General features: G+C 59.4%; 22 protein-coding genes. 13 read left to right on the forward strand and 9 right to left on the reverse strand.

Annotated features, from left to right (window positions below; genetic code table 11):
- Positions 1 to 8 precede the first annotated feature (8 nt).
- The 7 genes from EYC95_RS14720 to trpE all read left to right on the forward strand — a co-directional run bounded on the left by EYC95_RS14720 (position 9) and on the right by trpE (position 7,841).
- Entirely contained in the window at positions 9 to 1,052 is a 1,044-nt protein-coding gene (locus EYC95_RS14720; RefSeq protein WP_131061005.1) for an ABC transporter substrate-binding protein, read from the forward strand.
- Positions 1,053 to 1,257: 205 nt separating this feature from the next.
- Positions 1,258 to 2,505, forward strand: a complete 1,248-nt coding sequence (locus EYC95_RS14725) for an ABC transporter permease (RefSeq protein ID WP_131061006.1) — start codon at positions 1,258 to 1,260, stop codon at positions 2,503 to 2,505.
- A 12-nt stretch (positions 2,506 to 2,517) separates the two neighbouring features.
- Positions 2,518 to 3,342, forward strand: coding sequence for an ABC transporter permease (locus EYC95_RS14730; protein WP_131061007.1), 825 nt, complete (start codon positions 2,518 to 2,520; stop codon positions 3,340 to 3,342).
- A gap of 228 nt (positions 3,343 to 3,570) precedes the next feature.
- A complete protein-coding gene (locus EYC95_RS14740) occupies positions 3,571 to 4,719 on the forward strand; it encodes an iron-containing alcohol dehydrogenase (RefSeq protein ID WP_131061009.1) in 1,149 nt (382 codons plus the stop codon).
- A 79-nt stretch (positions 4,720 to 4,798) separates the two neighbouring features.
- Positions 4,799 to 5,473: a ribulose-phosphate 3-epimerase gene (gene rpe, locus EYC95_RS14745; protein ID WP_028621492.1), complete on the forward strand. Its 675-nt coding sequence runs from the start codon at positions 4,799 to 4,801 to the stop codon at positions 5,471 to 5,473.
- Positions 5,470 to 6,288: a phosphoglycolate phosphatase gene (locus tag EYC95_RS14750; RefSeq protein WP_131061010.1), complete on the forward strand. Its 819-nt coding sequence runs from the start codon at positions 5,470 to 5,472 to the stop codon at positions 6,286 to 6,288. Before rpe ends, EYC95_RS14750 begins: the two co-directional genes overlap by 4 nt.
- Before the next feature lie 71 nt (positions 6,289 to 6,359).
- On the forward strand, positions 6,360 to 7,841 hold the full coding sequence (gene trpE, locus EYC95_RS14755) for an anthranilate synthase component I (protein ID WP_131061011.1): 1,482 nt from the start codon (positions 6,360 to 6,362) through the stop codon (positions 7,839 to 7,841).
- Positions 7,842 to 8,013: 172 nt separating this feature from the next.
- Here trpE and estP read toward each other — a convergent pair whose 3' ends face one another.
- The gene (estP, locus tag EYC95_RS14765; RefSeq protein ID WP_131061012.1) at positions 8,014 to 9,924 is read right to left on the reverse strand and encodes an esterase EstP; all 1,911 of its coding nucleotides are present in this window, start codon (positions 9,922 to 9,924) and stop codon (positions 8,014 to 8,016) included.
- A gap of 405 nt (positions 9,925 to 10,329) precedes the next feature.
- On the opposite strand from estP, the gene EYC95_RS14770 reads away from it, so the two are divergent.
- The 4 genes from EYC95_RS14770 (at position 10,330) to EYC95_RS14785 (ending at position 13,674) form a co-directional block, all read left to right on the forward strand.
- Positions 10,330 to 10,923: an aminodeoxychorismate/anthranilate synthase component II gene (locus EYC95_RS14770; RefSeq protein ID WP_131061013.1), complete on the forward strand. Its 594-nt coding sequence runs from the start codon at positions 10,330 to 10,332 to the stop codon at positions 10,921 to 10,923.
- A gap of 9 nt (positions 10,924 to 10,932) precedes the next feature.
- Positions 10,933 to 11,982 carry an anthranilate phosphoribosyltransferase gene (gene trpD, locus EYC95_RS14775; RefSeq protein WP_131061014.1) on the forward strand — a complete coding sequence of 350 codons (1,050 nt, stop codon included), beginning with the start codon at positions 10,933 to 10,935 and terminating at the stop codon, positions 11,980 to 11,982.
- The gene (gene trpC, locus EYC95_RS14780) at positions 11,979 to 12,779 is read left to right on the forward strand and encodes an indole-3-glycerol phosphate synthase TrpC (protein ID WP_131061015.1); all 801 of its coding nucleotides are present in this window, start codon (positions 11,979 to 11,981) and stop codon (positions 12,777 to 12,779) included. The genes trpD and trpC overlap by 4 nt, the downstream gene beginning before the upstream one ends.
- A gap of 193 nt (positions 12,780 to 12,972) precedes the next feature.
- Positions 12,973 to 13,674 carry a lipoate--protein ligase family protein gene (locus tag EYC95_RS14785; RefSeq protein WP_131061016.1) on the forward strand — a complete coding sequence of 234 codons (702 nt, stop codon included), beginning with the start codon at positions 12,973 to 12,975 and terminating at the stop codon, positions 13,672 to 13,674.
- A 10-nt stretch (positions 13,675 to 13,684) separates the two neighbouring features.
- Here EYC95_RS14785 and crp read toward each other — a convergent pair whose 3' ends face one another.
- Positions 13,685 to 14,329 (reverse strand): cAMP-activated global transcriptional regulator CRP, encoded by a 645-nt coding sequence (crp, locus tag EYC95_RS14790; protein WP_008027103.1) that lies wholly within the window; start codon positions 14,327 to 14,329, stop codon positions 13,685 to 13,687.
- Positions 14,330 to 14,564: 235 nt separating this feature from the next.
- Between crp and EYC95_RS14795 the strand changes: the two genes are divergently transcribed.
- Positions 14,565 to 14,987, forward strand: a complete 423-nt coding sequence (locus tag EYC95_RS14795) for an OsmC family protein (protein ID WP_007941657.1) — start codon at positions 14,565 to 14,567, stop codon at positions 14,985 to 14,987.
- A gap of 238 nt (positions 14,988 to 15,225) precedes the next feature.
- Positions 15,226 to 16,020, forward strand: a complete 795-nt coding sequence (speD, locus tag EYC95_RS14800; protein WP_131061017.1) for an adenosylmethionine decarboxylase — start codon at positions 15,226 to 15,228, stop codon at positions 16,018 to 16,020.
- A 187-nt stretch (positions 16,021 to 16,207) separates the two neighbouring features.
- On the opposite strand, the gene coq7 is transcribed toward speD, so the two are convergent.
- From coq7 to hemJ, 7 genes are all read right to left on the reverse strand, one after another.
- On the reverse strand, positions 16,208 to 16,855 hold the full coding sequence (gene coq7 / locus EYC95_RS14805) for a 2-polyprenyl-3-methyl-6-methoxy-1,4-benzoquinone monooxygenase (RefSeq protein ID WP_131061018.1): 648 nt from the start codon (positions 16,853 to 16,855) through the stop codon (positions 16,208 to 16,210).
- A complete protein-coding gene (locus EYC95_RS30165) occupies positions 16,824 to 17,006 on the reverse strand; it encodes a hypothetical protein (RefSeq protein ID WP_165557461.1) in 183 nt (60 codons plus the stop codon). Before EYC95_RS30165 ends, coq7 begins: the two co-directional genes overlap by 32 nt.
- A gap of 66 nt (positions 17,007 to 17,072) precedes the next feature.
- Positions 17,073 to 17,411 carry a histidine triad nucleotide-binding protein gene (locus EYC95_RS14815; RefSeq protein WP_053162884.1) on the reverse strand — a complete coding sequence of 113 codons (339 nt, stop codon included), beginning with the start codon at positions 17,409 to 17,411 and terminating at the stop codon, positions 17,073 to 17,075.
- 81 nt (positions 17,412 to 17,492) lie between these two features.
- Positions 17,493 to 18,281, reverse strand: a complete 789-nt coding sequence (locus EYC95_RS14820) for an SDR family oxidoreductase (RefSeq protein ID WP_131061019.1) — start codon at positions 18,279 to 18,281, stop codon at positions 17,493 to 17,495.
- Between the two features lie 95 nt (positions 18,282 to 18,376).
- Positions 18,377 to 19,321 carry a DUF805 domain-containing protein gene (locus tag EYC95_RS14825; protein WP_131061020.1) on the reverse strand — a complete coding sequence of 315 codons (945 nt, stop codon included), beginning with the start codon at positions 19,319 to 19,321 and terminating at the stop codon, positions 18,377 to 18,379.
- A 92-nt stretch (positions 19,322 to 19,413) separates the two neighbouring features.
- On the reverse strand, positions 19,414 to 20,382 hold the full coding sequence (locus tag EYC95_RS14830) for a nitronate monooxygenase family protein (RefSeq protein ID WP_131061021.1): 969 nt from the start codon (positions 20,380 to 20,382) through the stop codon (positions 19,414 to 19,416).
- Positions 20,383 to 20,415: 33 nt separating this feature from the next.
- Positions 20,416 to 20,844: a protoporphyrinogen oxidase HemJ gene (gene hemJ / locus EYC95_RS14835; protein WP_131061022.1), complete on the reverse strand. Its 429-nt coding sequence runs from the start codon at positions 20,842 to 20,844 to the stop codon at positions 20,416 to 20,418.
- Between the last annotated feature and the right edge of the window lie 6 nt (positions 20,845 to 20,850).

Consider the following 20,850-nt stretch of genomic DNA (forward strand, 5'->3'; position numbering starts at 1 on the left):
AACAATAAATGTTGAGATCCCTGAAATTCAGCGCCCTGGTCATCGGCATGATCGGTGCGTCACACGCGATGGCGGCGGGCCCGGATTTGACCGTGGTGTCCTTTGGCGGGGCGAACAAGGCTGCGCAGGTCAAAGCCTTCTACGCACCGTGGGAAGCGGCAGGCAACGGCAAGATCGTGGCGGGCGAATACAACGGTGAGATGGCCAAGGTCAAAGCCATGGTCGACACCAAAAGCGTGTCCTGGGACCTGGTGGAAGTTGAATCCCCGGAACTGTCTCGCGGTTGCGACGAAGACATGTTCGAGCAACTCGACCCGGCGCTGTTCGGCAAATCCGAAGATTACGTCAAAGGCGCGATCCAGCCCTGCGGCGTAGGTTTCTTCGTGTGGTCGACCGTGTTGGCCTACAACGCCGACAAGCTGGCCTCCGCACCGACCAGCTGGGTGGATTTCTGGGACACCAAGAAATTCCCGGGCAAACGCGGACTGCGTAAAGGCGCCAAGTACACCCTGGAATTCGCACTGATGGCCGACGGCGTTGCGCCGAAAGACGTCTACAAAGTGCTGGCCGGCAAGGACGGTCAGGACCGTGCGTTCAAGAAACTTGATGAACTCAAGCCAAGCATTCAGTGGTGGGAAGCCGGCGCACAACCGCCGCAATACCTCGCTTCCGGTGACGTGGTCATGAGCTCGGCCTACAACGGCCGGATCGCTGCCGTGCAGAAAGAAAGCAACCTGAAAGTCGTGTGGAATGGCGGTATCTACGACTTCGACGCATGGGCCATTCCAAAAGGTCTGGATAAGGCGCGTGCTGAAGCGGCGAAGAAATTCATCGCGTTCTCGGTGCAGCCACAACAGCAGAAGACTTACTCGGAAAACATCGCCTACGGCCCGGCCAACATCCAGGCCGTACCGTTGCTGGCCAAGGATGTCCTGAAAGACATGCCGACCACCCCGGAAAACATCGCCAATCAGGTGCAGATCGACGTCAGCTTCTGGGCTGACAACGGCGAGCAACTGGAACAGCGCTTCAATTCCTGGGCTGCCAAATAAGACCACCCCGTGGGCTTATCCACTCCTGTAGGAGCGAGGCTTGCCCGCGAAGACGTCAGCACTTTCAACATCAATGTTGACTGACACGCCGCCTTCGCGAGCAAGCTTCGCTCCTACGGGGGAATGTGTAGTTATCAAGAACAGAGGTGGCCTTGCGGTCACGGAATGCCGCCTCTGTAACGATCAAAGATTTTCGGAGTACGCCATGGCCACCGCCATTCCCCTGAACGCGGGCACTGACCCCACCTTGAAGCAGCGGCTCAAGCACGCCGAGCGGATCAACCGCTGGAAGGCTCAGGCCTTGATCGCGCCCCTGGTGCTGTTTCTGTTGCTGGTGTTCCTGGTGCCGATCGTGGCGCTGCTCTACAAAAGCGTTGGTAACCCGGAAGTGGTCGGCGGCATGCCGCGCACCGTGGCAGCCATCGCCAGTTGGGACGGCCGAGGCCTGCCCGCAGAACCGGTTTACAAAGCGGCCAGCGAAGACCTCGCTGAAGCTCGCAAGAATCAGACCCTGGGCGATCTGTCCAAGCGCTTGAACATGGAGTTGGCCGGCTACCGCAGCCTGCTGACCAAAACCGCCCGCGCCTTGCCGTTCGCCACCGAACCGGCCTCCTATAAAGAAGCACTGGAAGGCCTCGACGAACGCTGGGGCGACCCGGCCTATTGGCAAGCGGTGCGCCGCAACACCAGCAACATCACGCCGTACTACTTGCTGGCGGCGGTCGATCACCGCATCGACGACCTCGGCGAAATCGCCCCGGCCACCCCTGATCAGGCGATCTACCTCGACATCTTCGCCCGCACGTTCTGGATGGGCCTGATCATCACCGTGATCTGCCTGGTGCTGGCTTATCCGTTGGCCTACCTGCTGGCGAACCTGCCATCACGCCAAAGCAACTTGCTGATGATTCTGGTGCTGTTGCCGTTCTGGACTTCGATTCTGGTGCGGGTCGCCGCGTGGATTGTGTTGCTGCAATCCGGCGGGCTTATAAACAGCGGCCTGATGGCGATGGGCATTATCGATAAACCGCTGGAGCTGGTGTTCAACCGCACGGGGGTTTACATCTCCATGGTGCACATCCTGCTGCCGTTCATGATTCTGCCGATCTACAGCGTGATGAAAGGCATCTCGCCGACTTACATGCGTGCCGCGATTTCCCTTGGCTGCCACCCGTTCGCCAGTTTCTGGCGGGTGTACTTCCCGCAGACCTATGCCGGTGTCGGCGCCGGTTGCCTGTTGGTGTTCATCCTCGCCATCGGCTACTACATCACCCCGGCCTTGCTGGGCAGCCCGAACGATCAGATGGTCAGCTACTTCGTCGCCTTCTACACCAACACCAGCATCAACTGGGGCATGGCGACCGCACTCGGTGGGCTGCTGCTGTTGGCGACTGTGGTGCTTTATCTGATTTACAGCTGGCTGGTAGGCGCCAGTCGCCTGCGCCTGAGCTAAGGGGAGAATGAAATGCTGAGTCCTTATATGTCGCCCATCGAACGGGTGTGGTTCTACAGCTTGCGGATTCTCTGCGGCCTGATTCTGTTGTTTCTGATTCTGCCGGTGCTGGTGATCATTCCGCTGTCGTTCAACTCCGGCAGTTTCCTGGTGTACCCGCTGCAAGGCTTCTCGCTGCAGTGGTATCACGACTTTTTCGCCTCGGCGGAATGGATGCGCGCGTTGAGGAACAGCATCATCGTTGCCCCAGCGGCGACGGTGCTGGCAATGATCTTCGGTACGCTGGCGGCGATTGGCCTGACTCGGGGTGATTTTCCGGGCAAGGCGCTGGTGATGGCACTGGTGATTTCGCCGATGGTGGTGCCGGTGGTAATCATCGGTGTGGCGAGCTATCTGTTTTTTGCGCCGCTGGGCCTGGGCAACAGCTTCTTCTCGCTGATCGTGGTGCATGCGGTGTTGGGCGTGCCGTTTGTGATCATTACCGTGTCGGCGACCTTGCAGGGGTTTAACCACAACCTGGTGCGTGCCGCTGCCAGTCTGGGGGCTTCGCCGCTGACGGCGTTCCGCCGGGTGACGTTGCCGCTGATTGCGCCGGGTGTGATCTCGGGTGCGCTGTTTGCCTTCGCGACGTCGTTCGATGAAGTGGTGGTGACGCTGTTCCTTGCCGGTCCCGAACAAGCGACCTTGCCACGGCAGATGTTCAGCGGTATCCGCGAAAACCTCAGCCCGACCATTGCTGCCGCCGCGACGCTGCTGATCGCCTTCTCGGTGATCCTGTTGCTGACCCTTGAGTGGCTGCGAGGCCGCAGCGAAAAACTGCGCACCGCCCAAGTCTGAGTCCACACACCATGATCGTTCCCACGCTCCGCGTGGGAATGCCTCACTGGACGCTCCGCGTCCGCTCTTGGGACGCAGAGCGTCCCTGGCTGCATTCCCACGCGGAGCGTGGGAACGATCGGCAATCCCGCCGGACATGTTCAGTCATTCACAACCTGAATAGCAGACAAACCCCAATCCCCAGCTACTATTGTGCCCAGCTCCCCTACTTATAAGAGGCTGCGCACGATGAGTCTTTCCTCTTTCAAAATCGCTCACAAACTGATCACCGGCGCAGGTGCCATCGAGCAACTGGCCGCCGAGCTTACCCGCCTGGATGTCGACAACCCGCTGATCGTCACCGACGCAGCACTGGTCAAGTCCGGCACGGTCGAGCTGGCGCTGGCGCAACTGGGCGATCGGACCTACGAGATTTTCGACCGTGTGCTGCCCGACCCGGAAATTGCCATCGTCGAAGACTGCATGCGGGTCTACCGCGAGGGAGGGCACGACGGCCTGATTGGCCTCGGCGGCGGCAGCGCCATCGACATCGCCAAAAGCGTTGCGGCCTACGCCGGTTACCACGGTGCGCTGGAGGATTTGTTCGGCGTCGATCAGGTGCCACGCAAAGGCCCGCCGCTGATCGCCATTCCGACCACGGCCGGCACCGGTTCGGAGGTGACCAACGTGGCGATCCTCTCCGACAAGGTTGCGCAGCTGAAGAAAGGCATTGTCAGCGACTATCTATTGCCGGACGTGGCGCTGGTCAGTCCGCAGATGACCCTGACGTGCCCGCGCAGTGTCACCGCCGCCAGTGGCGTCGACGCGCTGGTGCATGCCATCGAATCCTACCTGTCGCTGAACGCCTCACCGATTACCGACGCCCTGGCCATCGGCGCCATCAAGCTGATCGCCAATGCACTGCCCAAGGCCTACGCCAACCCGTCCAACCCGCAAGCCCGGGAAGACATGGCCACCGCCAGCCTGATGGCCGGCATGGCCTTCGGTAATGCTGGGGTCGGCGCGGTGCATGCGCTGGCGTATCCGCTGGGAGGGCGTTTCAACATCGCCCATGGCGTCAGCAACGCCTTGCTGCTGCCGTATGTCATGACTTGGAACAAGATGGCCTGCGTCGAGCGCATGCAGGATATTGCCGAAGCCATGGGAGTGAAGACCGCGCACCTGAGCGCCAACGAAGCGGCGGACAAAGCCGTGGAGGCGATGACCGCGTTGTGTGCGGCGGTTGAGATCCCGCCAGGCCTGCGCAGTTTCGGTGTTCCCGAGGACGCCATCCCGGCCATGGCCGTGGAAGCCGCGGGGATCGAGCGTCTGATGCGCAACAATCCGCGCAAATTGAGCGCCATCGATATCGAGAAGATCTACCGCGCGGCCTACTGATTATCGCGTCACGGTGCGCGCTTCAAAGCATGCGGTATACAATGCGCGCCATCGTGATTCTGCTCAAAAAAGGTGCGTCATGCAGCCCTTCGTCATTGCTCCGTCGATTCTCTCCGCCGACTTCGCCCGCCTGGGTGAAGAAGTGGACAACGTCCTGGCCGCCGGCGCCGACTTCGTGCACTTCGATGTCATGGACAACCACTATGTGCCAAACCTGACCATCGGCCCGATGGTCTGCGCCGCGTTGCGCAAGTACGGCGTGACCGCGCCGATTGACGCGCACCTGATGGTCAGCCCGGTGGACCGCATCGTCGGTGACTTCATCGAGGCCGGCGCGACCTACATCACGTTCCACCCGGAAGCCACGCAGCACGTCGACCGTTCCCTGCAACTGATCCGCGAGGGCGGCTGCAAGTCGGGCCTGGTGTTCAACCCGGCGACGCCGCTGGACGTGCTCAAGTACGTGATGGACAAGGTCGACATGATCTTGCTGATGAGCGTCAACCCAGGCTTCGGCGGGCAGAAGTTCATCCCCGGCACCCTCGACAAGCTGCGTGAAGCGCGCGCGCTGATCGATGCTTCCGGCCGGGACATCCGCCTGGAAATCGACGGTGGCGTCAACGTGAACAACATTCGTGAAATCGCTGCGGCTGGCGCCGACACCTTCGTCGCCGGTTCGGCGATCTTCAATGCACCGAACTACCAAGAGGTGATTGAAAAGATGCGTTCCGAACTGGCGTTGACTCGTCCATGAGTGGCTTTGAGCAGCTGTTCCCGGGGCGTCTGCCGCGGCTGGTGATGTTCGATCTGGATGGCACGTTGATCGATTCGGTCCCCGACCTCGCCGTGGCTGTGGATAACATGCTGCTCAAACTCGGGCGTCAACCTGCCGGCCTCGAGTCGGTGCGTGAGTGGGTCGGCAATGGCGCGCCGGTGCTGGTTCGCCGCGCGCTGGCCGGTGGCATCGACCATTCGACGGTCGACGACGGTGAAGCCGAGGGCGCCCTGGAGATTTTCATGGAGGCTTACGCCGAGAACCATGATCTGACCGTGGTCTATCCCGGCGTGCGTGACACCCTGAAATGGCTGCACAAGCAGGGTGTCGAGATGGCGCTGATCACCAACAAGCCGGAGCGCTTCGTCGCGCCGTTGCTGGATCAGATGAAAATCGGCCGTTACTTCAAATGGATCATCGGCGGCGATACCCTGCCGCAGAAGAAGCCTGACCCGGCCGCGCTGTTTTTCGTGATGAAAATGGCCAACATCCCGGCCTCGCAATCGCTATTTGTCGGCGATTCGCGCAGCGATGTGCAGGCGGCGAAAGCAGCGGGGGTCAAGTGTGTCGCCCTCAGCTACGGCTACAACCATGGCCGGCCGATTTCGGAAGAGTCGCCGGCGCTGGTGATCGACGATCTGCGCAAGCTAATTCCCGGTTGCCTGGATCCGGCCGCTGAGATAACGTTGGCCGACGTTGCTCAATCCCCTTCTGGAAACGCCATCGTGGTGGTCACTCGCAAACTCTGGATGAAAGTCATCAAGGCCCTGGCCCGCTGGCGTTGGCGCGCCTGACTCGATTCTGGCCGGCTTTCCGGCGCGTTTGCATACCTGACTGTTAGCACCTCAAGCCACGAGGCTACCCCATGATCCGCGAAGAATTTCTGCGTTTGGCCGCTGCCGGCTATAACCGTATCCCGTTGGCCTGCGAAACCCTGGCCGACTTCGACACGCCGCTGTCGATCTACCTGAAACTGGCCGATGAGCCGAATTCCTACCTGCTGGAATCGGTGCAGGGCGGGGAGAAGTGGGGCCGTTATTCGATCATCGGCCTGCCGTGCCGCACCGTGCTGCGGGTTCACGATCATCACGTCAGCGTGACCCATGACGGCGTCGAGATTGAAAGCCATGAAGCCGAAGATCCGTTGGCCTTCGTCGAAGAATTCAAAGCCCGTTACAACGTACCGACCATCCCTGGCCTGCCACGCTTCAATGGCGGTCTGGTGGGTTACTTCGGTTACGACTGCGTGCGCTATGTGGAGAAGCGTCTGGGCAAGTGCCCGAACCCGGATCCGCTGGGCGTGCCGGACATTCTGCTGATGGTGTCCGACGCGGTGGTGGTGTTCGACAACCTCGCCGGCAAGATGCACGCCATCGTGCTGGCCGACCCATCGCAGGCAGACGCTTTCGAACAAGGTCAGGCACGCCTGGAAGAGCTGCTGGAAAAACTCCGTCAGCCGATCACCCCGCGCCGCGGCCTGGATTTCAGCAAGCAACAGTCGGCTGATCCGGTGTTCCGCTCGAGCTTTACCCAGGACGATTACGAAAAAGCCGTCGACACCATCAAGGAATACATCCTGGCCGGTGACTGCATGCAGGTCGTGCCGTCACAGCGCATGTCGATCGACTTCAAGGCTGCGCCGATCGATCTGTACCGGGCGCTGCGCTGCTTCAATCCGACGCCTTATATGTACTTCTTCAACTTCGGCGACTTCCACGTCGTCGGCAGTTCGCCGGAAGTGCTGGTGCGGGTCGAAGACAACCTGATCACCGTGCGCCCGATTGCCGGCACCCGTCCGCGAGGCGCCAACGAAGAGGCTGACGTGGCGCTGGAAAAAGACCTGCTGTCGGACCACAAGGAAATCGCCGAGCACTTGATGCTGATCGACCTGGGCCGCAATGATACCGGCCGGGTTTCGGAGATCGGTTCGGTGAAGCTCACCGAGAAAATGGTCATCGAGCGTTATTCCAACGTGATGCACATCGTCTCCAACGTCACTGGCCAATTGAAGGCCGGGCTGACGGCGATGGACGCACTGCGGGCGATCTTGCCGGCGGGCACGTTATCGGGCGCACCGAAGATTCGTGCGATGGAGATCATCGACGAACTGGAGCCGGTCAAGCGCGGTGTCTACGGCGGGGCGGTGGGCTATTTCGCCTGGAACGGCAACATGGACACCGCGATTGCGATCCGCACCGCAGTGATCAAGAATGGCGAGCTGCATGTGCAGGCCGGTGGCGGCATTGTCGCCGACTCGGTGCCGGCGCTGGAATGGGAAGAAACCCTGAACAAGCGCCGCGCCATGTTCCGCGCCGTGGCCCTGGCCGAACAAACCCCGGACGCCTGAGTTCACACAAAACCCCCTGTGGGAGCGGGCTTGCTCGCGAATGCGGTGTGTCATTCAACATTGATGTCGACTGACACGGCCTATTCGCGAGCAAGCCCGCTCCCACAAAGACTCCACCAGCATAAAAAAACGCGGTGCCTGTGAGGGTGCCGCGTTTTTTGTTGCCTGCTATTTAGAAGTCCAGTGCCACCCCGACGTTAATGCCTTGCTGGGTAAAGTCATCATCCTTGCGAATGTCATAACTGGCCCGCAATGCCAAATCCTTGGTGAGGTTGTGGCTCACGCCCAGGTTCAAACGGTTCAGGTTGGTCTGCGGGGTATAGCCGGCCAAGGCGTAGCGGTTGTTCGGCAGGCTGTTGAGGTTCATGGTCACGTCCTGGGTGTCGTCGTTGTACTCGCGCTCGTGGGCCAGTTCGCCAAACACCTGGGTCTGCGCAGTGATCTGGTACTTGCCCTGGATCCCGAGACCCAGGCGCCGGGAGATGCGCGATTGGTCATCGAAGGTCAGCGCGGTGGAGTCGGCGCCATCTTCCGAGTAGCCGTCGACTTCAACCTTGGCGAAGTCAGCGCTAACGAACGGCGACAGGTGCCAAGGGCTGGTCGCTTCTGGCGCGATGTCGTAACCCACGCGGCCGCTGATAGCCATCAGGTAACCGTCGGTATCGCCTTTCTCCCCGCGCTCGTTGAAGCCCAACTGGAATTTACGCTTGAGGCTGTCGTAGTCCAGATGCCCGGCCGTCAACGCCGCATCAGCCCACCAGCGGTTTTGCTGGTACTGGGCGAAAGCGGTGCCCATATAAGTGTTCAGTTTGTAGTCCGAATCGTTGTCGCCGGCTTCAAGCTTCTGGTTGTAGAAGCCCGCCGCCAGGCCAACGCGCCATGCATCGTTGAGCCGGTAGCTGCCACCGATGTTCAGGTTGGCGCCATTGCCGTCAGCACTGGCGCCGCTGCGCTGACTGTCAAAGTCCTGATGCTGGCCGCCACCGGCAACAATCGCCCGCCATTGCCCCACGCCTTGCCAGTTTTGCCAATCCGCCAGCCACTGGTTACGCAATTCATCCTGATGGGAGCGCAAAGTCCCCTGGGCCATTTGCGGCAGCAGGGTCGCTTCCCATGGTGCAGACAGCAGCGAGTAGGCGTAATCGGCGATTAGGCGTTGCCCGGCCTCGGTCGGGTGCACCGAGTCGTTGTAGATCAGCTTGGTCGGGTCCGGCGTAGCACTGTTGATGCCGTAACGGGCGTTTTCGGTACAGCTGCTGCCGCTGAAGCACGTAGCGCTGAGGTTCTGGTCGGTAGCCAGACCGAACTGCCCCGGGTTGGCAAACGTCTCTTTGAGTAGAACCGGAATGTTCAACGGGATGACGTTGGCGTTGACGTTCTGCAGCTGGCTCACCAGTTCAGTGTTGAACTGGGTGCTGAGTTGGGAAGTGAACGCTTGCAGTGGTGTGCCGTTGAAGGCCGGGGTAAAGCCGATGTCTGGCAGCAACCAGACCATGATGTAGCGGGCACCGGCCTGTTGCAGGGTTTGTACGCTGTTGACCAGGCGATCGGCGGCGGCGCTGGCCTGGGGCAGGCTGGTCACGCGACCTTGCAGGAAATCGTTACCACCGCCCGACAGGTAATACAGCGCATTCGGGTCTGCGCGGAAGTTGTTCGACGGCAGGTAGCCCGCTCGGGTGCGATCGCCCGTGGCGGAGGTGCTGGTGATCGAATCGAGAATCTGGTCGGTGCGATAACCGCCGACGGCCCAGTTGTTGCCATCGGGCTGGCCATTGTTGGCGCGTACAGCCGAGGAAGATGAGGCTGTCTGATCCGCTGAGAACCCTAGTTTTCCACCCAGAATCTGCGTGGAGTTGAGCGAGCGGACTTCGCCGCTGCCATCCAGGTAAACCGGCCCCGTCCGGTTGGTAAAGCGTTGGGTCGAACCGGCCGGTCCGCCCGTGTCGGCAAAGGTCCCGGCATCGTTGAGACTGTCGCCGAAGACGACGAAATTGGTGTAAGGATTGGGCGCGGCCATCGCCTGGGCACAGGCCATGGCGAGCAAGCATCCTGCGAGCGGTACAAACAACGTCTGTTTGATCATGAGCAAGTCCGTTTATTTATTGTTGTAGTGAACGAAACGACAGTACCAAAAACTTCCGGCCTTTTGCCATCGGTCGCGAACCTTTCGATTGTTTCGCGGCCAGTGGCCCCGGCCATATTGCACGCTCTGCCCAGCTAAGTTACTGTGCCAAGACGTATGAATGAGACCTTCCCCGTGTTGATCATCAGCAAACTCCTGGATCAAGTCATCAAGGCACACGCCCGCTGGCGTTGGCGCGCCTGAATTCTTTTGCCGGCCCCGCCGGACCTGTACCGCTTTGCCTTCTTCACCCGTATGACATACCGCTTTGCTGGCGCACCCGGCGACTGACAAAGCGCAGGACACTGCGGGTAATCATTCGAAGGCTGAATTAAAAGTCAGTGAATTCAAGAGGTTCCAAACGCCATGTTGCTGATGATCGATAACTACGACTCTTTTACCTACAACGTTGTGCAATACCTCGGTGAGCTCGGCTCCCAGGTCAAAGTCGTGCGCAACGATGAACTCACCATTGCCGACATCGAAGCCCTCAACCCTGAGCGCATCGTCGTGTCCCCCGGTCCTTGCACCCCGACTGAAGCCGGCATCTCGCTCGAGGTGATCAAGCACTTCGCCGGCAAACTGCCGATTCTCGGCGTCTGCCTCGGCCACCAGTCCATCGGCCAGGCCTTTGGCGGTGATGTGGTCCGCGCCCGGCAAGTCATGCACGGTAAGACTAGCCCGGTATTCCACGAGGACAAGGGTGTATTCGAAGGTCTGAACCGTCCGCTGACGGTGACGCGCTATCACTCGCTGATCGTCAAGCGCGAAACCCTGCCGGACTGCCTGGAGCTGACCGCATGGACCCAGCTCGAAGACGGTTCGGTCGACGAGATCATGGGCCTGCGCCACAAGACATTGAACATCGAGGGTGTGCAGTTCCACCCCGAGTCTATCCTCACCGAGCAGGGCCACGAGCTGTTCGCTAACTTCCTCAAACAAACCGGCGGCACGCGCTAAGGACTTTTCATGAATATCAAGACAGCCCTGAGCCGTATCGTCGACCACCTCGACCTCAGCACCGATGAGATGCGCGATGTGATGCGCGAAATCATGACCGGGCAATGCACGGATGCGCAGATCGGCGCGTTCATGATGGCCATGCGCATGAAGAGCGAGAGCATCGACGAGATCGTCGGCGCGGTGTCGGTCATGCGCGAGCTGGCGGACAAGGTCGAACTCAAGACCCTCGACGGCGTAGTCGATGTCGTCGGCACCGGCGGTGATGGTGCGAACATTTTCAACGTCTCGACGGCGTCCTCCTTCGTGGTGGCGGCAGCGGGTTGCACCGTGGCCAAGCACGGTAACCGTGCAGTATCGGGCAAAAGCGGCAGCGCCGACTTGCTTGAGGCAGCCGGTATCTACCTGAACCTGACCCCGGTCCAGGTGGCGCGTTGCATCGACAACGTCGGTATCGGTTTCATGTTTGCCCAGACCCATCACCGTGCCATGAAGTACGCCGCCGGCCCGCGCAAGGATCTTGGCCTGCGTACCCTGTTCAACATGCTCGGCCCGCTTACGAATCCGGCCGGTGTGAAACATCAGGTGGTGGGCGTGTTCAGTCAGGCGTTGTGCCGGCCATTGGCCGAAGTCTTGCAGCGTCTGGGCAGCAAGCACGTGTTGGTGGTGCACTCGAAGGATGGCCTGGACGAGTTCAGTCTGGCGGCGCCAACCTTTGTGGCAGAGCTGAAGAATGACCAGATCACCGAATATTGGGTCGAACCAGAAGACCTGGGCATGAAGAGTCAGAGCCTGCACGGCCTGGCAGTGGAAAGTCCGGCGGCGTCCCTTGAGCTGATTCGCGATGCCTTGGGCAAGCGCAAGACCGAGAGCGGTCAGAAAGCGGCCGAGATGATCGTGCTCAATGCCGGTGCGGCGCTGTACGCCGCCGACTTGGCGACCAGTTTGAAAGAAGGCGTTGCCCTGGCGCACGATGCGCTGCACACAGGCCTCGCTCGGGAAAAACTTGAGGAGTTGGGTGCATTTACCGCGGTATTCAGAGTGGAGAATGAGGGATGAGTGTACCGACGGTTCTGGAAAACATTCTGGCCCGCAAAGTCCAGGAAGTTGCCGAGCGTAGCGCCCGTGTGAGTCTGGCGGAGCTGGAAAGTCTGGCCAAGGCGGCCGATGCACCCCGTGGTTTTGCCAAGGCACTGATTGCTCAGGCCAAGCTGAAACAGCCGGCAGTCATTGCCGAAATCAAGAAAGCCTCGCCGAGCAAAGGCGTGATCCGCGAGCACTTCGTTCCCGCCGACATCGCGAAAAGCTACGAGAAGGGCGGCGCGACTTGCTTGTCGGTGCTGACCGATATCGATTACTTCCAGGGCGCTGATGCGTATCTGCAACAGGCGCGGGCGGCGTGCAGCCTGCCGGTGATCCGCAAGGACTTCATGATCGATCCTTACCAGATCGTCGAAGCCCGTGCCTTGGGCGCTGACTGCGTGCTGTTGATCGTCTCCGCACTGGATGACGTGAAAATGGCCGAGCTGGCGGCCGTGGCGAAAAGCGTCGGTCTCGATGTGCTGGTGGAAGTCCACGACGGCAACGAGCTGGAGCGGGCCTTGAAAACCCTCGACACGCCTCTGGTAGGCGTGAACAACCGCAACCTGCATACCTTCGACGTCAGCCTGGAAACCACGCTGGACCTGTTGCCGCGTATCCCGCGAGATCGTTTGGTGATTACCGAAAGCGGCATCCTCAACCGGGCCGATGTGGAACTGATGGAAATCAGCGACGTGTACGCGTTCCTGGTGGGCGAAGCGTTCATGCGCGCCGAGAGCCCGGGCACCGAGTTGCAGCGTCTGTTCTTTCCTTAGCGCGGCGGTCCGGTCAGCGGTTCTACGCTCGACTGAACACAGATCGTAAGCCGGGGTGCCACCATTCGCGAGCAAGCCCGCTCCCACATTAATCCGCGCTAGTACAGACTAACGCCGATCCAATGTGGGAGCGGGCTTGCTCGCGAAGAGGCCCTCAAATTCCCCAAAGACCTCATGTCTTACGGAGTTGTTCATGTTCAAACCCACCTCACTGGCTGTCGAAGCTGGCCTCTTGGCCGAGCAGGACCTATTAGGTTCAGTCTGCACCGGCGATTCAGAGTTTGGTCTGCTGTTCTGGCAACCCGGCGATCAAGCGCTGGTCATGCCCCGACGCTTGAACCGTCTGCCAGGCTTCGAAGCAGCATGTGAAGTGTCAGCCGCTGCCGGTTGGCCAGTGCTGTTGCGTGAAACCGGCGGTGAGCCAGTGCCGCAATCGGCCTCCACCATCAATATCGCCTTGGTCTACGCACCCCCGCGTAGCGAAGGCGATCAAAACCGCATTGAAACCGCTTATCGCCGACTCTGCGATCCAATCTGTCAGTTGCTGGATGAGCTGGGCGGCGTTTCGTCATTGGGCGAAGTCGACGGCGCATTTTGCGATGGACGTTTCAACGTCAACCTCGACGGCCGCAAGATGGTCGGCACCGCTCAGCGCTGGCGCCAAAGCAAGGGTGGTCAGCGCCCGGTGGGATTGGTGCACGGTGCTTTGTTGCTCGATAACGAGCGTGAATCGATGGTCGCCGCGGTCAATCGCTTCAATGAAACGTGCGGTCTTGAACAGCGGGTGCGCGCCGAAAGCCACATTGCCCTGCATGAGAAGTTTGCCGCCCCCGATGCGTTGGATCGGCTCGACACGCTTTATCGCCAGTTGCTGGCAGACATGCTCGGCGCTTGAGTGTTCGAGCTTAGCGCGTACCGAAGACCACCATGGTCTTGCCTTTGACGTCCACCAGGTTGCGTTCTTCCAGATCCTTGAGCACGCGACCGACCATCTCACGTGAACAACCGACAATTCGGCCGATTTCCTGGCGGGTCACTTTTATCTGCATGCCGTCCGGGTGGGTCATGGCATCCGGCTGTTTGCACAACTCCAGCAGGCAGCGGGCGACGCGGCCAGTGACGTCGAAGAAGGCCAGGTCACCGACCTTGCGCGTGGTATTGCGCAGACGCTGTGCGATTTGTCCGCTGAGCACGTAAAGAATGTCTGGATCTTGCTGGGACAGCTCGCGGAATTTTGCGTAGCTGATTTCCGCCACTTCACACTCGATCTTCGCGCGCACCCAGGCGCTGCGCTCCTGTTCCAGGCCAGCCTGTTCGAACAGACCCAACTCACCGAAAAAGTCCCCGGAGTTCAGGTAGGCGATGATCATTTCGCGGCCGTCGTCATCCTCGATCAGGATCGTGACGGAGCCTTTGATGATGAAGAACAGCGTTTCCGAGCGATCACCGGCACAAATGATGTTGCTCTTGGCCGCATAACGACGGCGCTGGCAATGCATCAACAGCTTGTCGAGGTTCTTGATTTTGGGGGTTGGGGCAATAGCAACCATGGTTGTATCCCGAAAAGACTTCACGGTGTGTTTGGTTTTTTTATGAGTCGCAGACGACGGTTGCGGCAAAGGCTGGCCAAGCGCCAGCGAATTGGCGCCAGCTTAACAGACACTTCCTGCAATATTCGAGCATTTACCTACGGCTCGGAAGGTTATGTCCTATAAATGCCGGGCACTGTCAATCCAAGCCCCTGTGCTAAGCTGGCGACCCTTTTTTATGCAGTGGAGTCTGGCGATGAAGGCACGCATCCAATGGGCTGGCGAAGCCATGTTCCTCGGTGAATCCGGCAGCGGTCACGTCGTGGTCATGGACGGTCCGCCCGATGCAGGCGGTCGCAACCTGGGTGTCCGGCCGATGGAAATGCTCCTGCTGGGTGTCGGCGGTTGCAGCAATTTCGACGTGGTCAGCATCCTCAAGAAGTCCCGTCAGGCCGTCGAAAGCTGTGAAGCCTTCCTCGAAGCCGAGCGTGCAACCGAAGATCCGAAAGTCTTCACCAAGATCCACATGCACTTCGTGGTCAAGGGCCGCGGGCTGAAAGAAGCCCAGGTCAAACGCGCTATCGAACTGTCCGCCGAGAAGTATTGCTCGGCGTCGATCATGCTTGGCGCGGCGGGCGTAGCGATTACCCACGACTACGAGATCATCGAACTCGGTTGAATCGACATTCAACTATCATAAAAGCAGTGCAGACTCTGGCGATCCCAAGCTGACGTCTGCATAATGCGCCACTTTTTTCAGGGTCGTGGCCCGTCATCAACAGGCTGCACACCCGAACAGACAACCAAAATCGCGATCGCGAAGAGGTGTTAACCGTCCTACGCAGGTGCGTTGTTCGCATCTGACGGGCATGCTTGATCACGCGGCCCGGGCCGCAATACATAGAGAGTTTTTAACGGTGAAAAGCAAACTCAAGCTCCACGGGTTCAATAACCTGACAAAGACCTTGAGCTTCAACATCTATGACATCTGCTATGCGGAAACCCCGCAAGACCAACAGGCTTACGTTGAGTACATCAATGAAGAGTACAACGCGAAGCGCCTGACGCAGATCCTCACAGAAGTTGTCGATATCATTGGTGCCAACATCCTGAACATCGCCAGTCAGGACTACGATCCACAGGGTGCCAGCGTCACGATTCTGATCTCGGAAGAGCCGGTAACCCCGACCGACAGCCAGATCGAAGAGTCGCCGGGTCCGTTGCCCGAGATTATCCTGGCCCACCTCGACAAGAGCCACATCACGGTGCATACCTACCCGGAAATCCATCCGGACGACGGCATTGCGACATTCCGTGTGGACATCGACGTGTCGACCTGTGGCGTCATTTCACCGCTTAAGGCGCTCAACTTCCTGATTCACCAGTTCGATTCGGACATCGTGACCGTGGATTATCGCGTGCGCGGTTTCACCCGTGACGTCGAAGGCAACAAGCACTTCATCGATCACGAAATCAACTCGATCCAGAACTACCTCTCCGACGACACCCGCGACGCGTACCAGATGACCGACGTGAACGTGTACCAGGAAAACCTGTTCCACACCAAAATGCTGTTGAAGAACTTCGAACTGGATAACTACCTGTTCGGTGACGCGACCAACAACCTGTCCCCTGAGCAGCGTGCTCAAGTGACTGATCGTGTGAAACACGAAATGCTCGAAATCTTCTACGCGCGCAACATGCCGACCTAAGATTTTCGGATAAAAAAAAGGCGACTACCTCACGGCAGTCGCCTTTTTCATGTCTGTCGCAAACTCCTTGTAGGAGCGAGGCTTGCCCGCGAAGAACGATAACGCGGTGTTTCGGTGAAACCTTGTAGCGGCCTCCGCGGGCAAGTCGGGTCGCCGCATCGCTCGCTCCTACGAAAAGCCCCTTGAATCAGATCCGATAAGTACTCTTGGTCATCACTTTAGCCATCAAGCTCATCCCGAACTTCACAGGTGCCGGAAAACGAAAGCCTCCAGCCTCCAGCGCGCTTTCAGCATGGTGCTCTTCATCAATCCGCATCTGCTCAAGAATCGCTCGGGACTTTTCGTCTTCCGCCGGCAATTGCTCAAGGTGCTCGTTCAAGTGTTTGCACACCTGATGCTCGGTGGCGGCCACGAAACCCAGGCTGACCTTGTCGCTGATCAATCCGGCCACCGCACCAATTCCGAACGACATGCCGTAGAACAGCGGGTTGAGAATGCTGGTGTGGCTGCCCAGTTGTTTGATGCGTTGCTCGCACCAGACCAGGTGATCAATTTCTTCTTCGGCAGCATGTTCCATGGCGGCACGCACGTGCGGCAGCTTGGCGGTCAGGGCCTGACCCTGATACAGCGCCTGGGCACAGACTTCACCGGTATGGTTGATGCGCATCAAGCCGGCAACGTGGCGGGTGTCTTCGTCACTCATTTGCGCATCCGGCTGCACGATGGCGGGCGACGGACGGTACGGCTGGCCACTGAAGGGCAGCAACGTACGCATCGCGGCATCGGCTTGCAGCAGAAGACGGTCAATCGGCGAGTAGTGACGCTGGGTAGTCATGCTGACCTCCGGGAAGAATCTCGGCGGCCAGTTTAACCCAATCGGCCGGGGAAGGTTTGCGCTGGGTCATTTCCAGTGGGAGCACCAGCAAACCTGTAGGAGCGAGCGGTGCGGCGATCCGACTTGCCCGCAATTGGTGCGACGCAGTCATCCAAATCGACCGCGTTATCGTTCTTCGCGGGCAAGCCTCGCTCCTACAAAGGGCAGGGTCTGTGGATCAGCCCGGCGGCCAGTGCATCTGGCGCTGACCCAGCACATGCATATGAATGTGATAGACAGTCTGCCCACCTTCTTCATTGCAGTTCATGACAACGCGGAAGCCTTTTTCGCAGCCCAGTTCCAGGGCGAGGCGCTGGGCAGTGAACAGAATATGCCCGGCCAATGCCTTATCGTCCTCGGTGAGGTCGTTAAGGGTGCGCACCGCTTTTTTCGGAATGACCAGAAAATGCACCGGTGCCTGTGGGGCGATGTCGTGGAAGGCCAGTACCTGGTCGTCCTCGTAAATGATCTTGGCCGGGATTTCCCGGTTGATGATCTTGGTGAACAGAGTATCCACAGCTGTTTTCTCCGTTGTTTGGGCTGGCCTGAGTGTACTCATGGGTTACCCTCGAGCCCAGCCATTTACTTTCAGGTCTGGTCAGCGCGGGCAGTAGGCCTTGTTGACCATGCCAGCGATTGTCCGGATCAACCAGCGAGAGCCGAGCCGCGGCAGAAGGGCGCGCCAGCGGTTCCCTCGACCCGGAATGATGATCGCGCGATTTTTCTCCATGGCCCGCACGGTATACAGCGCCACTTCTTCGGGACTCATCAGCATTTTGCTGTCGGCCAGTTTGCCGGTGTTCAATTGCGCGGTGCGGAAGAACCCCGTACGTGTCGGGCCGGGGCAAAGCACCGAGACCTTGACCGCACATTTCTTCAGCTCGACGCGCAACCCTTCGGAAAAGTGCAGCACGTAGGCTTTGCTGGCGTAATACGTGCTCATCCACGGCCCGGGGTGGAATGCCGCCATTGAAGCGACGTTCAGAATCTGCCCGCCCCCCTGCAAGGCCATGCTGTTTCCGATGGCATGGCACAAACGGGTGAGTGCCAGGATGTTCACTTCGATCAGGTCCTGCTCGGTCATCCAGTCCTGGGCCAGAAATGGCCCGCAGGTGCCGATGCCGGCGCAGTTGATCAGCAAATCGATTTGCCGGTCACCTTCTTCCAGTTCCAGCAGGAACCCGGACAGTCGTAACGGCTCACCAAGGTCGCAGGCGCGGAACAAGATTTCCACGCCAAACCGTTGGGTCAGTTCAATTGCAATACTTTCCAGCTGATCACGTTGACGGGCCACCAGAATCAGGCTGCGGCCACGGCGGGCCAGCGCTTCGGCCATCGCCAGGCCGATGCCGCTGGAAGCACCAGTGATCAGAGCGTAACGGGTCATGCAGTTCTCCATCGCAACAGCTCCGCGCCGGCGACGCGGGTGTCACGGGCGGGGAGCGCTGTTCATACTTTCGCAGAGTCTACAGGGGCGGGGGCTTATTCGGCTTCATCGTCTGCAGAGTCGGGTGCTTGCTCGGCCTCTGCGGCCGGCTCGACTTCAACTTCTTCGGTAGTCACCGAGCTACTGTCAAAGCTGGTTTCGGCCGCGGTTTCATACTCTTCCTGGATCGCCGTAAGACCTCCTGCCAGTGCGCCAATCAAGACGATGGCAATCAACACGACCCACAGCGAAGACAGCACTTTGACCGCTGTGGTGTTAGGTGGAGGTGGTGCGCCATATTGATTGGCGATGTTGGTGCCCGGAGCGATCATGATCACAAACGGGAAGAAGCTGCCCACGAACGGGACCAGGTTCAGCAGCCAGAGCCAGCCGGACCAGCCGATGTCATGCAGACGCTGAACGCTGATCTGAATGCTCACGACCGCCATGGCAATGAACAGGGTGAATGCCACCAAGCCCCCGAGAATCAGGCCAGTGGTCGAATCGGCGCTGATGATGGCGAAGGCGAAAATGGCCAATAGCGAACCGACGGCCAGCGTGACCAGCGTCAGGGACATCGTCCAGGCCAGATAACGCAAACGACCGATGCGGCCTTCGACGCTGAATGGCTTGAGTGGAGCGTACGCGGGCAAGCTTTCGCCGACAGTGGCCCGGGGCGGTGCGTAAGGGGATGCGGGGTCGGCGAATACCGGTTGGCTGCTGGCGGGCGCGTGTTCGCGGGCGTCGGCCAGGTTCAGCTCTATGGATGATTCACTTTCGATGCGAGCATCGATGCCGGTTTTGTTCAGCGCCTGAAGGTAAGTTTGCGCGTCAACTTGCGACAGGTCTTGTTTGAGCGTAACCGTCTTGCCAGTGAACAGTCGCTCGACAGCCGCGACCTCACTTTTGTACAGCGCGGCCAGATTCTGTCTGGCGGTGGTGACGTCAACGCCTGGCAGCAGAGCGCCGTCGAACACGATCTTGAAACGGTTGTCGCTCATTGCGAGGCATCCTTGTCGCGAGTTTTTGAATGAGGAAATGTTACGGGCATGGAGTGTAAGGCCAGCCGGAGCGGGCTGGCCAAACTTTCATCTCAGCGCGGCCAGCGTTTAGGCAGCTGTGCCGCCAGTTCCAGTGCCTTGCGGTACTCCGCGTCCAGCCGTGCGACCAATTGATCGACGCTCGGCAAATCATCGATTTCCCCGACACCCTGGCCCGCGGACCATACGGTTTTCCAGGCTTTGGCTTCATCGCTGATGGGTTTGAGTTTGGAGCCGAAGTCGACCTCGCCTTTGCCTTGCAGTGCCGCCATGTCAAAACCGGCAGCCTCCAGGCTTTGACGCATGAAACTCGCCGGTACACCCGAGACCGCCGGAGTATGGACGATGTCCGCGGCTCTGGAATTCAGCAACATCTCTTTGTAGGCGTCAGGCGCATGACTTTCAGTGGTGCCGATAAATCGCGTACCGAAGTAGGCCAGATCCGCGCCAAGCAATTGCGCCGCAAGAACCTCGTGGCCGTGGTTCAGGCAGCCCGCCAATAGCAGGGTCTTGTCGAAAAACTGGCGAATCTCGGCAATCAGCGAGAACGGGCTCCAGGTCCCGGCGTGTCCACCGGCGCCTGCTGCCACGGCGATCAAACCGTCCACACCGGCTTCGGCGGCTTTCTCGGCATGTCGACGCGTTGTCACGTCATGGAACACCAGGCCGCCATAGCTGTGGACGGCGTCGACCAGTTCTTTCACGGCGCCGAGGCTGGTGATCACGATCGGCACTTTATGCTCGACGCAGATAGCAAGGTCCGCTTGCAGTCGCGGGTTGCTGTTGTGGACGATCAGGTTCACCGCGTAAGGCGCCGGGTTCTCCAGTGTCGCCAACCCTGCTTCGATCTCTTCCAGCCAGGCCTTGAAGCCACTGCTCTCGCGCTGGTTCAGCGCGGGGAAACTGCCCACCACGCCGTTACGGCAGCAGGCGAGCACCAATTGCGGATTGGAAATCAGGAACATCGGCGCAGCCACCACGGGCAGGCGCAAACGTTGTTCGAGCAAAGCGGGCAGCGACATTGGAAGTACCCCGGTGAGTTGTGCCTATTGGAGTTAGAACGGCCGAACGACGACCAGAATTACGATAGCCAGCAATATCAGAACCGGCACTTCATTGAACCAGCGATAAAAGACATGGCTGCGGGTGTTTTCGCCACGGGCAAAACGTTTTACCTGTGCGCCGCACATGTGGTGGTAGCCAATCAGGATCACCACCAGCGTCAACTTGGCATGAATCCAGGCACCTTGACTGAAAATGCTTGGGTTAAGCCAGATCAGCGCGATACCGAAAATCAGGGTGGCGATCATCGCCGGGCCCATGATGCCGCGGTACAGCTTTCGCTCCATGATGCTGAAGCGTTCCTTGCTGACGGTGTCTTCGCTTTGGGCGTGATAAACGAACAGGCGCGGCAGGTAAAACAGGCCGGCAAACCAGCAGACCATGCTGATGATATGAAGCGCTTTGAGCCACAGATAAAGCATTTTTAG

It is taken from the genome of Pseudomonas sp. BGI-2 (genome assembly GCF_004310295.1).
Taxonomy (GTDB): Bacteria; Pseudomonadota; Gammaproteobacteria; order Pseudomonadales; family Pseudomonadaceae; genus Aquipseudomonas.

Coding starts and splice junctions, on each gene's coding strand:
- EYC95_RS14725 (WP_131061006.1), top strand. CDS start 1,258: ATGGCCACCGCCATTCCCCTGAACGCGGGCACTGACCCCACCTTGAAG.
- trpD (WP_131061014.1), top strand. CDS start 10,933: ATGAATATCAAGACAGCCCTGAGCCGTATCGTCGACCACCTCGACCTC.
- EYC95_RS14770 (WP_131061013.1), top strand. CDS start 10,330: ATGTTGCTGATGATCGATAACTACGACTCTTTTACCTACAACGTTGTG.
- EYC95_RS14830 (WP_131061021.1), bottom strand. CDS start 20,382: ATGTCGCTGCCCGCTTTGCTCGAACAACGTTTGCGCCTGCCCGTGGTG.
- rpe (WP_028621492.1), top strand. CDS start 4,799: ATGCAGCCCTTCGTCATTGCTCCGTCGATTCTCTCCGCCGACTTCGCC.
- EYC95_RS14740 (WP_131061009.1), top strand. CDS start 3,571: ATGAGTCTTTCCTCTTTCAAAATCGCTCACAAACTGATCACCGGCGCA.
- EYC95_RS14795 (WP_007941657.1), top strand. CDS start 14,565: ATGAAGGCACGCATCCAATGGGCTGGCGAAGCCATGTTCCTCGGTGAA.
- EYC95_RS14720 (WP_131061005.1), top strand. CDS start 9: ATGTTGAGATCCCTGAAATTCAGCGCCCTGGTCATCGGCATGATCGGT.
- EYC95_RS14785 (WP_131061016.1), top strand. CDS start 12,973: ATGTTCAAACCCACCTCACTGGCTGTCGAAGCTGGCCTCTTGGCCGAG.
- trpE (WP_131061011.1), top strand. CDS start 6,360: ATGATCCGCGAAGAATTTCTGCGTTTGGCCGCTGCCGGCTATAACCGT.
- trpC (WP_131061015.1), top strand. CDS start 11,979: ATGAGTGTACCGACGGTTCTGGAAAACATTCTGGCCCGCAAAGTCCAG.
- EYC95_RS30165 (WP_165557461.1), bottom strand. CDS start 17,006: ATGACTGCGTCGCACCAATTGCGGGCAAGTCGGATCGCCGCACCGCTC.
- estP (WP_131061012.1), bottom strand. CDS start 9,924: ATGATCAAACAGACGTTGTTTGTACCGCTCGCAGGATGCTTGCTCGCC.
- EYC95_RS14730 (WP_131061007.1), top strand. CDS start 2,518: ATGCTGAGTCCTTATATGTCGCCCATCGAACGGGTGTGGTTCTACAGC.
- hemJ (WP_131061022.1), bottom strand. CDS start 20,844: ATGCTTTATCTGTGGCTCAAAGCGCTTCATATCATCAGCATGGTCTGC.
- crp (WP_008027103.1), bottom strand. CDS start 14,329: ATGGTTGCTATTGCCCCAACCCCCAAAATCAAGAACCTCGACAAGCTG.
- EYC95_RS14750 (WP_131061010.1), top strand. CDS start 5,470: ATGAGTGGCTTTGAGCAGCTGTTCCCGGGGCGTCTGCCGCGGCTGGTG.
- EYC95_RS14825 (WP_131061020.1), bottom strand. CDS start 19,321: ATGAGCGACAACCGTTTCAAGATCGTGTTCGACGGCGCTCTGCTGCCA.
- coq7 (WP_131061018.1), bottom strand. CDS start 16,855: ATGACTACCCAGCGTCACTACTCGCCGATTGACCGTCTTCTGCTGCAA.
- EYC95_RS14820 (WP_131061019.1), bottom strand. CDS start 18,281: ATGACCCGTTACGCTCTGATCACTGGTGCTTCCAGCGGCATCGGCCTG.